Source organism: Streptomyces sp. NPDC051211 (genome assembly GCF_040689505.1).
GTDB lineage: Bacteria > Actinomycetota > Actinomycetes > Streptomycetales > Streptomycetaceae > Streptomyces.
On record NZ_JBFBAV010000046.1, the window covers coordinates 1 to 13,293 of the forward strand.

A 13,293-nucleotide genomic window follows, 5' to 3' on the forward strand; every position below is an offset into this window, starting at 1 on the left:
GGGGGGTGGGGGGGGGGGGGGGGCCCCCCGCCCCCCCCCCCCCGGCCGGGCGGGGGGGGGGGGGGGGGGGGGCGGGGGGGCCGGGCGGGGGGGGGGGGGGGGGGGGCCGCCCCCCCCCCACCACCCGGGATCGGACGGGACGACCGGGCCGGTCAGGCGACCGAGAAGGTCACGACCGACTGGTAGGTGTCGGCGAACATGAACGGCGGGAGCTGGATCATCCCGGCGCCGCCGACGGCGAACTCGCCACCGGTCAGCTGGTCCCCGCCGGCGGCGGAGGTCGCCACCTTCATCGGGGTCTCGGTGATCGCCCCGGGCGCACCGGCCGAGCAGGTGCTCGGGCTGTCCGGGTTGGTGACGGTGCAGGTCGGCTGGATGCCGAGCTGTGCCTTGGTCATCGAGTGGCCGGTGGTCTCGTTCAGGAACGGCGTCCGGGTCGCGGTGACGTCCCAGCCGAGGCTGCCGCCGCGGAAGTCCTGCACGGTGGCGGCGTTGAACGCGCCGATGACGGACTGCGGCTTGCCGTTGATGGTCACACTGCCCCACTGGGCGGCCGGGAAGCCGTCCTTCGGGCCGATGGCCAGCGGGCCGGGGAGCACCTCGACGTCGACCGGGTTCTTGACGCCCGGCTGGTCCTCGAGGAACACGAAGGGCTTGCCGGCCCCGGTCGAACCGTCGATCTTGATCTCGTCGGCTTTCTTGCTGACCGTGAGGGTGCAGGTGGCGGCGCCGGAGGCGTCCGCCGTGCCGGTGCCGGTGTCACCGGTGGCCGTTCCCGCCAGGAGCGCGGTACAGCCCACCGCGCCGGCCGGGAAGTTGGCGCCGGTGGCGACGACGGAGGTGCCGGCCTTGCCGCTGTTGGGCGTCAGCTTGGTCGTGACCGGGAACTTGGGCAGGGCCTCGACCGCGATCGAACCGACCGAGGCGCTGGGACGCGGCTTCGGCGTACAGGTCGTGGTGAAGACCGTGCCGCCGAGGCTGGCGTCCGTCACGACCAGGTCGATCTTGACGTCGACGGTGGTGCCCTCGGTCCCGTCCGGCACCTTGATGGTCTTGGTGACCGGCTTCGGGTCCAGCGGGACACCGGGGGTGACGGTGACCGTCTCCGGGTCGCCGACGATGGTCTGCAGTGCCTGGCCCACCACCAGCGTGATCTTGGTGGTGTTCTCGGTGGTCACCGCGAACTGCGGGAGCAGGGGACTGGGCCCCGGGTCCACGGTGATCGGTACCGTGTCCCCGGCCTTGGCCGTGTCCGGCAGGGTGACCGTGAAACTCTGGTTGCCCGAGCCGTCCGGCTGCGGTGCCGGAGCGTCGCACTCCACGAAGACGGTCGTGGTCTTGGTCGCCGCCTGTGCCGTCCCCGCCAGGCCCGCCACGCCACCCGTCAGGGCCAGGGAGAGGGCTCCCACCCCGGCCAGCACTCTTCGTCGGAACGTGTCTGTACTCACTGGGTCGCGACTCCTTCGTCATGACGAACCCTCCCCCCACCCGCTGTGCGGGGGAGGCCGAGCCGGTGCGGTGGCCGTCATTGACGCGTCGCCGTCACAAGAAGTCAATGACTTGCTTTCCTGTGAAGGACACAGAAATTGATGTCCCATCAGGCCGAGTCGGGGATCGGGGCGGGGGCCGGCGCCGGGAGCGTCGCAAGTCCGGTCGGCACCTGCAGCAGCCGGTTCGGGGTGCCGGCCGGCAGCACTCCGCCGATCCGGTCCGGAACGGAGGCCCGGACGAGCTCCTCCGCGACCTGCGCCGGGGTGGCCGCCGGCCGCCGGGCCAGGACCAGGGCGGCCGCGCCCGCCGCCTGGGGGGCGGCCATGGAGGTGCCGGAGAGGGCGCGGACCGCGTCCGTGGAGCCCGCCCACGCGGAGGTGATGTTCACACCCGGAGCCGACAGGTCCACGCAGGAGCCGTGGTTGGAGAACCCGGCCCGCCGGTCCAGGGCGTCGGTGGCACCGACCGACACCGCCTCGGTGACGGAGGCCGGGGAGGAGGTGCAGGCGTCCTTGCCGTCGTTGCCGGCGGCCGCGGTGAAGGTGAAGCCGCGGGCCACGGCCCGGCGTACCGCGTCGTCCATGACGGCGCTGCGGTCGCCGCCCATGCTCATGTTGGCCACCACCGGGGCGGCCGGCCGGGCGGCGGCATGGTTGCGCACCATCCAGTCGAGGCCCGCGAGGATCCCGGAGAGGGTGCCGTCCCCCTTGCAGTCGGCCACCTTCACCGAGATCAGCCGCACGCCCTTCGCGACCCCGTACGTGGCGCCGCCGACGGTGGCCGCGACGTGCGAGCCGTGGCCGTTGCAGTCGCCGGGCCCCTCGCGGCGCACCGCGTTGTAGCCGGCCACGGCCCGGCCCCCGAACTCCCGGTGCCCGGTGTTGATCCCGGTGTCGAGCACGTAGACGGCCACCCCCTTCCCCGTCGAGCCGTACGTGTACGAGCCGTCGAGCGGGAGGTCCGGCTGGTCGACCCGGTCCAGCTGCCAGGGCGCGGCCGGCTGGGTGTCGTTGATCCTGAACCGGGCGTCGGGCTCCACCCGGGCCACCCGCGGGTCGGCGGCGAGGGCGGCGGCCCGGGCCGGGGTGGCGCGGACGGCGAACCCGTTGAGCGCGGCGCCGTAGACGTGGCCCACCTCGTCTCCGGCCGCGGCCGCCTCGGCGGCCAGCGAACGGGTGAGGGCGCGCGGGGCGGTGTCCTTGAGGACGACCACGTACGGGGCGGGCGGGGCGCCGGGAGCCGAACCGGACCCGGGAGCGGAACCGGCGGGCGGGTGGGCGGGCAGGGCCGCCGCCGTCAACAGGGCGGCGGCCGGGAGCAGTACGGAGAGTGGCGTCATGCGGCGATGCTGGACGAGGGGCGGACGGGGCGCATGAAGGGTGCGCCGAGTGGCCGCACGACACGCCCTCCCGGTGGGCGCGCTACCGGAAGCACGACCGGAGCGGCATGCCGGCGCCGGCTGCGCCCGGACCGGGCCCGAGTGGCCGGGCCCAGCGGCAGGGCCTGAGTGTCCGGGCCCGAGCGGCAGGGCCTGAGCGACCGGGCCGAGTGGCCGGGCCTATGCGGCAGGGCCTGAGCGACCGGGCCCGAGTGTCCGGGCCTATGCGGTGGCCACGGCCAGTGCTGCCGCGTAGCCCTCCGGGGCCGGGAGGTCGGTGAGGGTCCAGTCCGGGATCCGGGCCGGGGCCGGACCCGAGCCGACGTACGGCTCGGCCAGACCGCCCGTCAGACCCGCACCGGTGGCCTTGAGGCAGGCCTCCTTGCGGGACCAGATCCGGGCGAGCGCGGCCGGGCGGTCCGCTACGGGCCGGGCCGACAGTTCGGCGGTCTCCCGCGGATGCAGGGTGCCCAGTACGTCGGTCACGGCGCTCGCGGTGGGCATGGCCTCCACGTCCACCCCGACCGGCACCCCGGCGAAGGCGAGGTAGGCGGAGTCCGCGCTGTGCGAGAGGGAGAAGTGCAGGCCGCCGCCCGCCACCACCGGGCGGCCGTGCGGGCCCCCGCAGCCGTGGCAGCCCTCCCGCACCAGGCCGACCTCCTGCGGCGGCAACCCCAGGTAGCCGCCCAGCAGAACGCGCAGCCCCAGGTGCGAGGCCAGGTAGCGCTGCCGGTGGCCCGGTCGCACCAGCCGGTCCGCACGCTCGCGTTCGGCCGCGTCCAGCACGGCCGCCGCCTCGGCCACCGGATGGCCGCCCACCACGGCGAGCGTGGTGTCCAGCGACCACACGGTCACAGCGGTCCCGGTGGGGCGCGGGCCGGTCGCGGGGAGGGCGCCGCCGAGTTGGTTCACGTACTCGCTCACCCGATGAGAGTACGAGAGGACGGGAGAACGAGGGGCGCGAGAGGGCGCGAGGGGGCCGACGCTGGCTAGGCTCGCTCCGGTCTGATCATCGGAGTGCTTGTCGGAGTGCTTGTCGGAGTGTTGGGGGGACGGAACGTGCGCAACGCCGTGGTCACGCCGGAGGGCGACCAGATCCGCTGGACGGAACTGCCGGGAGAGGAGCCCGCGCGCGTCTACGTGCACGGACTGGGCGCCACCTCGCCCGCCTACTTCACGGCGAGCGCGGTCCACCCGCTGCTGGCCGGCCGCCGCTCGCTCCTCGTCGACCTGCTCGGGCACGGCCACAGCGACCGGCCGGAGCACTTCCCGTACACGCTGGAGGCACACGCCGACGCGCTGGCCGCCGCCCTGGAGGACGCCGGGGTGGCGGGTGCCGAGCTGATCGCGCACAGCATGGGCGGCTCGGTCGCGATCGTCCTCGCCGCCCGCCATCCGCAACTGGTCTCGCGGCTGGTGCTGGTCGACGCGAACCTCGACCCGATCCCGGTCCCGGCGGTGCCGGAGCCGGGCGCGGGCAGCAGGAGCATCGCGAGCTACTCGGAGGAGGAGTTCCTCGCGGGCGGCTGGGCGGAGGTCCGGGACCGGGTCGGGGAGCACTGGTGGGCGACGATGCGGCTGGCCGGCCGGGTGGCGCTGTACCGGTCGGCGGCCCACCTGGTCGCCGGCACCGTGCCGACCATGCGGGAGCTCCTGCTGGACCTGAAGATCCCGCGCACCTTCCTGCTGCCGGCGGCGGACGCACCGCTCCCCGGGGCCGACGGGCTGGCGGAGGCGGGCGTGCGGGTGGTGGCGGTGCCGGACTGCGGGCACAACGTCATGCTGGACAACCCGGAGGGCTTCGCCCGCGCCACCGCCGAGGCGCTGGCCGACTGAGAAGCCGTCAGGGGTGGCCGTCTGGGAGAAGCGTCGGGGAGGGGCCGTCAGGGGGTGGCCGTCATCCGGGTGCCGGGTGAGGTCTCGCCGTCCGTCCAGGCGTAGACCCGCTTGCCGCGGACGGTGACCTGGTAGCGGTCGGAGTCCCGGCACTCCGGCTCGGCCTCGTGCCCGACACCGGCCGGCCACCACTTGGCGTCCAGCTGCGGCGGGCCGGCCGGCCGGCGGGGGCCGGCGCACTCCGGACCGCCCCAGCCGTCCGGGCCGACGGTGAAGCGGATCAGCTTCGCCCCGTCCGTGGTCCTGACCTTCACCTTCACGTTCTTCGCGTCCGCGGGCACCCACGACGGCACCGCCAACACCCCGGCCCGCTCCTGCCGGGCGTCGGCCACCACCGCGAAGCTCCGCTCCTTCTCCTGGAAGAACCGGTCGTTGATGGTGTCGGTCAGGGCGTTGGGCGGCAGGTTGGGCAGCGCGAACCCCGCCGTACCGAGAACCCCGACGGCGGCGACGATGATGAGGAGAGGACGCTTCATGCCTCCAGTCTCATCGGGCCCGCCCGCCGGGGGCTCAGCCCGCAGGACGAATCCGCCCTCTGTCTGAAGTCGGACACCGGGATCCTCCGTGCGACCCACGTCGGGGACGAGGGCCCGGACGAGCTGAAGCGCGGTACGGTCGGCCGCCGCCGGTGACGCCGTCCTGTCGCCCGGGGTCACCGGGACCGTCATCCGGCGGATGCTGCGCGGCGGCGGGGCCGAGCCGGCGCGGCAGGACGGCGGCCCCGGCGATTCCGACGCCCGGATCGCCGCGCTCACCGAACGCGAGCGCGAGGTGCTCGGACTGCTCGGCGCCGGTCTGCCCAACCTGGAGATCGGCCGCAGGCTCGGCATCGGCATCGGCACCGTCAAGACCCACGTCGGCTCCATCCTGGAGAAGACCCGCACCGGCGGGCGGGTCCAGGCCGCGCTCCTCGCCCACCAGCTGGGCCTCGCCGCCGGCCCCGCCGGCCCCGCCGACCCCGACCGCCCCGCCGGTCCCCAAGGATCCGAAGGCGTCAACGCGGGCTGACGGAAGGACGGTTCGGGTCCGGCGGCGCGGTATCACTTCCTCCGCGGGCCCGGGTGCGGGGCCCGCTCCCGGACCGCTGGAGGAACGTGATGCGCCGTCGATTCGTCCCCGCCCTGGCCGCCGCTGCCGCCCTGGCCGGGGTGCTGGCCGGGACCTCCCCGGCCGCGGCCGTGCCCGCGGACAAGCCGCAGGTGCTCGGCAACTGGACCCGGACCAGTGCCGCGAGCTACCAGGCCTGGGCCGCGGCCCGGCAGAACCGGGACGACTGGGCGGCGTACGCCTTCGACTGGTCGACCGACTACTGCACCTCCTCCCCGGACAACCCCTTCGGGTTCCCTTTCCGGAACGCCTGCGCCCGCCACGACTTCGGCTACCGCAACTACCGCAGGGCCGACGCCTACCAGGCCCACAAGCCGCGCCTGGACGAGGCCTTCCACGCCGACCTCAGGCGGGTCTGCGCCCGGTACGCAGGGGCGAAGAAGGTCTCCTGCGAGGGCACGGCCTGGACCTACTACCAGGCGGTCAGGGGCCTCGGCATCTCCTCGGATGGACAGACTCCACATAGCTGACACGGTGTGGCCCGCCCACACCGTTCGACCGCCTCCGACCCCCGACGACCGGCTCTTTCACCCGGGGGTGGTGACCGCGCCACCACCGCCCGGGTGAGGGAGTGTGACCGGCGGCCCTCGTGCGGAAGGGGTCCCGGTGGCCAAGCTGGAGGGGACCTCGGCGGACGACGGGAAGAGGCGGGAGCATGGGCGGTTCGCGACTGGCGGAGCTCACACGGCCGCAGCAGGCAGAGACGGGAGTGCAGGATCCGGTCGCGCATCTGTGCGCCGCCGTCTTCGACTCCCTGCCCCGCGCGGACCAGCGGCGCAAGGCGGAACTGTACGTCCGCGGGCTGCTGACCGCACCCGGCCGCAAGTCCATGCGCAGCATCGCCGCGCACGCCGGAATGGCGGCCGGGGAGCAGAGCCTGCACCACTTCATCAGCTGTTCGACCTGGGACTGGCAGTCCGTACGGGAAGCGCTGGCCGTCTACCTGGAGCGGACGGCCGGGCTCCGGGCCTGGGTCGTGAAGCCGATGGTGATCCCCAAGTCGGGGGCGCACACGGTGGGCGTGGAACGCCGCTTCGACACCCGGCTGGGGCAGATGGTCAACGGCCAGCAGGCGTTCGGCGCCTGGGCCGTCGGCGACGAGGTGAGCGCGCCCGTCGGCTGGTCCCTGCATCTGCCCGACGAGACCACCCTCGCCGACTGCGCGGCCCGGTCCGTCCTGGACCTCACCGAGCCGGGGATGCTGCGCCGGCTGCCGGTGGTGCTGGACGCCGTACACGGGGGAGCCGAGGAGCTTCCGCAGCAGTTTGCGGACGCCGTGCTTCCGTTTCTGATGCGGATCGGGGCCGGTACGCCGCTGACCGTCGTCGATCCGCAGCTGCCGGGCATCGGTCGCGCGCGGTCACGGGCCGGAGCGGTGATGGAGGCCGCCCGGATGCTGCGCCGCCCGGTCCGCTACCCCGACGGGGTGGACGGCTCGGTGCGGACCGCCTTCACCGCCGCGGTGCGGGTGGAGACGGGCGGGGCCGGCGGGGCCGCGGCACGCCCGCTGATGCTGCTGGCTGAGTGGAGCGATCCGCGCCGCCGTCCCGACCGCTACCTGCTGACCGATCTGGTCTCGGCGCCGCCGGCCGGACTGCTGAGGCTGGCGGAGCTGTCCCGGCGGGTGGACCGGGACTTCGCCGGGATCTCCGAGCGGGTCGGCATGCGGGACTTCGAGGGGCGGTCCTTCCACGGGTGGCACCGGCACGTCACGCTGGCCTCGGCCGCGCACGCGGTGCGCACGCTGGAGGGGGAGCCGCACATCACGGGCGGCCGCCCGGCCGGCTACCCGGCGGCGGCCGGTGTCCCGTCGACAGGACAGCCGGTGGTGGCCGGACACCCGACGACAGGACACCCGGTGGTGGCCGGACACCCGTCCGCCGGCCGCCCGGTGGTGGCCTACGACGCACGCAAACGGTCGGCGTGACCGGTCTCGCCGGCCGCTGCATCCGCAGCGCCGGCCCCGCCGGCCCCGCCGGCCGCGTCCGGCCCGTCCGTCGTATCCAGGCCGTCCCGGCCGTCCTGGCCGTCCGCCTCGCCCGGCCGCAGGATGGCGCGGGTGCGGTGCAGCCGCAGGGCGAGCTGGACTTCCAGGGCGCGGGCCGGCTCCTGCCAGTCCTCGCCGAGCAGGGCGGTGATCCGCTCCAGCCGCCGGGAGACCGTGTTGGGGTGGACGTGCAGGGTCTCGGCGGCATGCGTGGGACTGCTGCCGGACTCGAAGTACGCCTCCAGGGTCTGCACCAGGTTGGTGAACCGGTGGCTGTCGTAGTCGAGGACCGGGCCGATGGTGTCGGCGATGTACCCGCCGACGCCGTGGTGGTCGCCCAACAACAGCCCCAGGAAGCCGAGTTCGTTGGCGGCGGCCGTGGAGCCGCTGCTGCCGAGCGCGGTGAGGGCACCCAGGCAGCGGACCGCCTCGGCGTGCGCGGGCTCGATGTCCGCGATACCGGTGGTGGGACCGGCGGCGCCGACCGTGACCGGGTGGCCGAGCAGCGGGGACAGCTCGTCCGACACCTGCCGGGCGGTGGACCCCGGGTTGTCCGAGGGCAGCAGCAGGATGAGGCAGCCGCTGCGTACGGTGGCCAGGCCACCGGCGCGCAGCGCGTACGAGGAGCCCCACACCACCGCCCGGCCCTGCGAGCCGCCCTCGGGGCGGATGACCGCCACCGCGTACGGGCGGTCCAGGTCGAGGCCGAGCCGCCGGGCCCGGTCGCGGAGCTGCGTCAGCGGGCGGCCGGGAACGGTCAGCAGGTCGTCGAAGAACTCCTCGCGCACCTGGCTCTCGGCGACCGCCGTGTTGCGCTGCATCAGCATCAGCACACCGGTGGTGCCGGCGGTCAGCCGCAGCAGCCGCAACCCGCTGTCCGCGAGCGGCTCGGCACTGTGCAGCAGCACCCCGCCCAGGCATTCGCTGCCCGCGGCGACCGGCGCGAGCCACAGGTCCGGGCCCAACTGGACCGGCTGTCCGGCCATATGGGTCTCCAGCAGCGCCTTCGTGGTGGCCTCGGGACCGGGCAGGGTGGCGGGCAGCGGCCCGGTCGCGGACAGCACCCGGCCGTCCGGGTCGACGGCCGCGGCGGTGCCGCCCAGGGTCTCGGCGGCCAGCGCGAGCAGGGCACCCAGATCGCCGCCGGCCAGCAGCAGGTCCGTCATCCGGGTGTGCGCGTCATTGACCCGGCGCACCGACACCAGGTCGGACTTGGCCTGTGAGGTGTACCGCTCCAGGTCGGCTATGTCGGCCCGGGCCCGGCTGAGCACCCGGGTCTTCTCGATGGCCACCGAGGCCAGGTCGCCCAGCGAGGCCATCAGCGCTATCTCGTCCGGGGTGAAGTGCCGGACGGTGCGGTCGGCGGCGTACAGCACGCCCAGTGCGGAGCCGCGGTGGACCAGCGGGACGGCGACGATGGCCCGCAGGCCCTCGGCGCGCACCACCTCGTCGATCACGGTGTGGTGGGCGACCCGGTCGTCGGCCAGATAGTCCGGGCTCCAGAAGGGAGCGCTGCTGCGTTTGACCGCGCTGCCCAGGCCGGAGCCCGTGGGCACGCGGAATCCCACGGTCAGCGCGGTGGCGTGGCCGTCGGCGGTCCGGACGTAGCTGTCGCCGGTCTCCTCGTCGTGGAAGCTGATGTACGCCATGTCCAGGTTGAGCAGCAGCCGGGCGCGGCGGGCGATCACCCGCAGCAGCGCGTCCAGGTCGTACGGAAGCGTGAGGTCGTGGGCAGTGTCCACCAGGGCGGAGAGCACGGCCTCCCGCTGCTGCCGGCGGCCGAGCTGGTCGCGCACGGTGGCGGCGAGCCGCAGTGCCTGTTCCAGCTGCTCGCGCTGTTCACGCTGTTCGCGCTGGTCACGTCCGGTGCGGGCGGTACCCGCCTGGCCGGCCGGTGCCAGGAGTTCCTCGTAGGCGCCGGCGGGGGCCTCGCGAGCAAGCAGTTCCAGCACGGTGAGGACGCCGGCGTACCTCGGCTCCGCGTCTAATGCCATGGGGTTGTTTCCTCACGTGTGGGGCGTGCACAACCTCGATGCCCCGGAATCTAGGCGACCGCACTCTCCATGGTCAATTGTCAATGGTGTGCGGTTAAAAGGGAGTTGAAGATTCCGTCTGCAAGAGGTTTTGTCGGCCAATGATCCGATTCTTACTCACAGGCAGTGGCCGGAACACCACCCTGGGCCCCATCTTGTGTGGAGGGCTCACCTTCTGCGCGCCGCACTGCCCCGAGCAGACTTCCTGACACGCCTACTCGACCACATCTCGAGTGACATTCAGGAGGGGGAAACATGTCCCAGGCCACCGTCGCTTCTGCGGGTACTTCGCTCGTCACCGACCCCGCCAACTCGGTGCGCGATTACCAGCGTTCGCTCGCACGGAGCGTGCAGTCCCGCACCCGGGCCGACCGGCCGCACGAGTTCGAACTGAGAGGTCGCACCTGGGACCTGCTGGACGAGGTCTTCGCCCCCGTCTACTCGCCCAGCACCTCCGTCGCGCTGGACTTCCTCGGCTGGACCGACTCCGTGGAGACGCCCCGCACCGGCTCCATGCTGGAGATCGGGTCCGGCACCGGCGTCATCGCCGTCATGGGCGCCCTGGCCGGCTGCGAGCGGGTGGTCGCCACCGACGTCAACCCGCAGGCGGTCGCCAACACCCGGCTGAACGCCGAACGCCACGGGGTCTCCCACCGGGTCGAGGCGGTACAGAGCGACCTGTTCTCGTCGCTCGACCCGCAGGAACGATTCGACCTCATCTTCTGGAGCTCCAACTACGTGCTGGCCCCGGCCGACCACCACTACGCCTCCGAGCACGACAAGGCCTATGTGGACCCCGGCTACGCCACCCACCGCCGCTACCTCGCCGAGGTCTGCGACCGGCTGACCCCCAGTGGATCGGCCCTGCTGCACTTCAGCTCGCGCGGCGACATGAACCTGCTCAAGCAGCTGGCCGAGGAGACCGGCCGCAGACTGCTCAAGCTCGTCTCCCGTCCGGTCCGGGAAGACGAGAACATGGTGGATCACCTCCTCCTGGCGATCGTCCCCGTCGCCCGGTGACCCACCTGCTCCCGTACACCCCCGCACACTGCCCCCAGCTCTTACGCCCCTCTACATCCGCGAGGACTGCTGCCGTGCGCACCCTGCTCATCGACAACTACGACTCCTTCACCTACAACCTCTTCCACCAGATCGCCGAAGTCACCGGAACCGAGCCGACGGTGCTGCGCAACGACGAGGCGGCCTGGAGCCCGGAACTGCTCGACGGCCATGACGCGGTGGTCCTCTCCCCGGGACCCGGAACTCCCGAGCGCACCGCCGACTTCGGGATCTGCCGCGACATCCTGGACCACTCCGATATCCCGCTCCTCGGCATCTGCCTCGGCCACCAGGGCCTGGCCCACTCCCACGGCGGCCGCGTGGTCCGCGCCCCCGAGCCGCGCCACGGCCGCATCTCCCCGGTCATCCACGACGGCAGCGGCCTGTTCGCCGGACTTCCCTCCCCCTTCGAGGTGGTGCGGTACCACTCCCTGGCCGTCGCGGGCCTGCCCGCCGAGCTCGAGGCCACCGCCTGGAGCCCCGACGGTGTGGTGATGGGCCTGCGCCACCGCTCCCGGCCGCGCTGGGGCCTGCAGTTCCACCCCGAGTCGATCTCGACGACGTACGGGCACGAACTCATCGCCAACTTCGAGCGGCTGGTCCTGGAACACCACGGCCGCAGCCCCGCCACCCCGGACCCGGCCCCCGCCGGCCGCCCGGCCCCGGTCCGTCTCCGGACCACCGCCCCGGAGCCCGTAGCCACATCCGCCCCGGCATCCGCCCCGGCATCCGCCCCGGCATCCGCCCCGGCCGCCGCTCCGGCCGGCGGCGCCGCCCCGGTCCGCCGGCTCCGGGTGCTCGCCGACATCCTCACCACGCGCTGGGACGACGAGGCCGTCTACGACCGGCTGTTCCGCTCCGGCCCGCACGCCTTCTGGCTGGACAGCAGCCGCTCCGGCGACCCCGAGGGGCGCTTCTCCTACCTCGGCAACGCGGCCGGCCCGCTCTCCCGGATCGCGATGGCCGACGTCACCAGCGGCACCGTCTCGGTCTCCTCGGCCGGAGGCGTGCCCGAGCAGCTGGTCGCCGAGGACTTCCTCGACTGGATCGACCGCGACCTGCGCTCCTGCCACACCGAAGTCCCGGAGCTGCCCTTCGACTTCACCCTCGGCTGGGTCGGCTACCTCGGCTACGAGCTCAAGGCCCAGTGCGGCGGCGAAGCCGCCCACCGCGCCGAGGACCCCGACGCCGTCCTGGTCTTCGCCGACCGGGCCGTCGTCCTCGACCACCACACCGGCACCACCTACCTTCTCGCCCTTGCGGAGGGGGGCGAGGAGGAGGCTGCCCGTGGCTGGCTCGACCGGACCGCGCGCACACTGACCGGGGCGTCCGTGCCGCTGCCCGCGCCCGTCCCGCAGGTCCCGCTCACCGGACTGCGGCTGCGCCACGACCGGTCCGCCTACCTCGACCTGATCGAGGAGTGCCAGAAGGAGATCGCGGCCGGTGAGACGTACGAGGTGTGCCTGACCAACCTCGCCGAGGCCGACGGCAGCCCCGACCCCTGGCAGACCTACCGGGCGCTGCGCCGCCGCCACCCGGCGCCGTTCGCCGCGCTGCTCCAGTTCGGCCGGACCCAGGTGCTCAGCACCTCACCGGAACGGTTCCTGCGGACCGGCGCCGACGGCCTCGCCGAGTCCCGCCCCATCAAGGGCACTCGGCCGCGCGGCGCCACCCCTGCCGAGGACGCGGAGATCCGCCGCGAGCTCGCCTCCTGCGAGAAGGACCGCGCCGAAAACCTGATGATCGTCGACCTGGTCCGCAACGACCTGGGCCGGTGCGCCGAGCCCGGCAGCGTGGAGGCCGAGGACATCTTCCGGATCGAGAGCTACGCCACCGTCCACCAGCTGGTCTCCACCGTCACCGCGCGGCTGCGGGCCGGCCTGAGCGCAGTGGACTGCGTCCGCGCGGCCTTTCCCGGCGGTTCCATGACCGGCGCGCCCAAGCTCCGCACCATGCAGCTCATCGACCGGCTGGAGGCCGGGCCGCGCGGCATCTACGCCGGTGCCATCGGCTACTTCTCGCTCTCCGGCGCCTGCGACCTCTCCATCGTCATCCGCACCCTGGTGCTCACCCCCGGCCGGGTCCGGTACGGCATCGGTGGCGCGATCGTGGCCCTCTCCGATGCGGCCGCCGAGTTCGAGGAGACCGCGGTCAAGTCCGCCCCGCTGCTCGGCCTCACCGCGGACGGCTTCCCGGGCCGGGCCGACGTACCGGCGGTCTCCGGAGCGACCGGCTGAGGCCGCCGACCCCGGTGGGACCCCGGCCCCGTCCCCAACCCTGGCCCTGATCCTGCCCCTGCCCCTGACCGTGACCGTGACCCCGGCCGAGCTCCACCGGCCGGG

At 73.8% G+C, this 13,293-nt stretch carries 10 protein-coding genes and 1 pseudogene; 6 read left to right on the forward strand and 5 right to left on the reverse strand.

What is annotated here, in order from left to right; translation table 11 throughout:
* Positions 1 to 152 precede the first annotated feature (152 nt).
* From AB0447_RS30640 to AB0447_RS30650, 3 genes are all read right to left on the reverse strand, one after another.
* Positions 153 to 1,448 carry a hypothetical protein gene (locus AB0447_RS30640; protein WP_366480098.1) on the reverse strand — a complete coding sequence of 432 codons (1,296 nt, stop codon included), beginning with the start codon at positions 1,446 to 1,448 and terminating at the stop codon, positions 153 to 155.
* Positions 1,449 to 1,597: 149 nt separating this feature from the next.
* The gene (locus tag AB0447_RS30645; protein ID WP_366480099.1) at positions 1,598 to 2,830 is read right to left on the reverse strand and encodes a S8 family peptidase; all 1,233 of its coding nucleotides are present in this window, start codon (positions 2,828 to 2,830) and stop codon (positions 1,598 to 1,600) included.
* A gap of 261 nt (positions 2,831 to 3,091) precedes the next feature.
* Positions 3,092 to 3,793, reverse strand: a complete 702-nt coding sequence (locus AB0447_RS30650) for a 4'-phosphopantetheinyl transferase superfamily protein (RefSeq protein ID WP_366480100.1) — start codon at positions 3,791 to 3,793, stop codon at positions 3,092 to 3,094.
* 135 nt (positions 3,794 to 3,928) lie between these two features.
* Between AB0447_RS30650 and AB0447_RS30655 the strand changes: the two genes are divergently transcribed.
* Positions 3,929 to 4,705: an alpha/beta hydrolase gene (locus AB0447_RS30655; RefSeq protein WP_366480101.1), complete on the forward strand. Its 777-nt coding sequence runs from the start codon at positions 3,929 to 3,931 to the stop codon at positions 4,703 to 4,705.
* A gap of 47 nt (positions 4,706 to 4,752) precedes the next feature.
* Here AB0447_RS30655 and AB0447_RS30660 read toward each other — a convergent pair whose 3' ends face one another.
* Positions 4,753 to 5,241 (reverse strand): hypothetical protein, encoded by a 489-nt coding sequence (locus AB0447_RS30660; protein WP_366480128.1) that lies wholly within the window; start codon positions 5,239 to 5,241, stop codon positions 4,753 to 4,755.
* 105 nt (positions 5,242 to 5,346) lie between these two features.
* Between AB0447_RS30660 and AB0447_RS30665 the strand changes: the two are divergent.
* The 3 genes and pseudogenes from AB0447_RS30665 to AB0447_RS30675 all read left to right on the forward strand — a co-directional run.
* Positions 5,347 to 5,698: pseudogene (locus AB0447_RS30665) on the forward strand (response regulator transcription factor); the annotation flags it as partial.
* A gap of 164 nt (positions 5,699 to 5,862) precedes the next feature.
* On the forward strand, positions 5,863 to 6,342 hold the full coding sequence (locus AB0447_RS30670) for a phospholipase (protein ID WP_366480102.1): 480 nt from the start codon (positions 5,863 to 5,865) through the stop codon (positions 6,340 to 6,342).
* 185 nt (positions 6,343 to 6,527) lie between these two features.
* Positions 6,528 to 7,799: a transposase gene (locus AB0447_RS30675; RefSeq protein WP_366480103.1), complete on the forward strand. Its 1,272-nt coding sequence runs from the start codon at positions 6,528 to 6,530 to the stop codon at positions 7,797 to 7,799.
* Here AB0447_RS30675 and AB0447_RS30680 read toward each other — a convergent pair.
* The gene (locus AB0447_RS30680) at positions 7,772 to 9,853 is read right to left on the reverse strand and encodes a helix-turn-helix domain-containing protein (RefSeq protein ID WP_366480104.1); all 2,082 of its coding nucleotides are present in this window, start codon (positions 9,851 to 9,853) and stop codon (positions 7,772 to 7,774) included. The two genes, AB0447_RS30675 and AB0447_RS30680, sit on opposite strands and share 28 nt — an antisense overlap.
* 294 nt (positions 9,854 to 10,147) lie before the next feature.
* Here AB0447_RS30680 and AB0447_RS30685 point away from each other — a divergent pair, with 294 nt between their 5' ends.
* Together AB0447_RS30685 and pabB are read left to right on the forward strand one after the other, a co-directional pair.
* Positions 10,148 to 10,912, forward strand: coding sequence for a 50S ribosomal protein L11 methyltransferase (locus AB0447_RS30685; protein WP_366480106.1), 765 nt, complete (start codon positions 10,148 to 10,150; stop codon positions 10,910 to 10,912).
* A gap of 74 nt (positions 10,913 to 10,986) precedes the next feature.
* A complete protein-coding gene (gene pabB / locus AB0447_RS30690) occupies positions 10,987 to 13,188 on the forward strand; it encodes an aminodeoxychorismate synthase component I (protein WP_366480107.1) in 2,202 nt (733 codons plus the stop codon).
* The last annotated feature ends 105 nt before the right edge of the window (positions 13,189 to 13,293 follow it).

Coding starts and splice junctions, on each gene's coding strand:
- AB0447_RS30645 (WP_366480099.1), bottom strand. CDS start 2,830: ATGACGCCACTCTCCGTACTGCTCCCGGCCGCCGCCCTGTTGACGGCG.
- AB0447_RS30660 (WP_366480128.1), bottom strand. CDS start 5,241: ATGAAGCGTCCTCTCCTCATCATCGTCGCCGCCGTCGGGGTTCTCGGT.
- AB0447_RS30670 (WP_366480102.1), top strand. CDS start 5,863: ATGCGCCGTCGATTCGTCCCCGCCCTGGCCGCCGCTGCCGCCCTGGCC.
- AB0447_RS30675 (WP_366480103.1), top strand. CDS start 6,528: ATGGGCGGTTCGCGACTGGCGGAGCTCACACGGCCGCAGCAGGCAGAG.
- AB0447_RS30680 (WP_366480104.1), bottom strand. CDS start 9,853: ATGGCATTAGACGCGGAGCCGAGGTACGCCGGCGTCCTCACCGTGCTG.
- AB0447_RS30685 (WP_366480106.1), top strand. CDS start 10,148: ATGTCCCAGGCCACCGTCGCTTCTGCGGGTACTTCGCTCGTCACCGAC.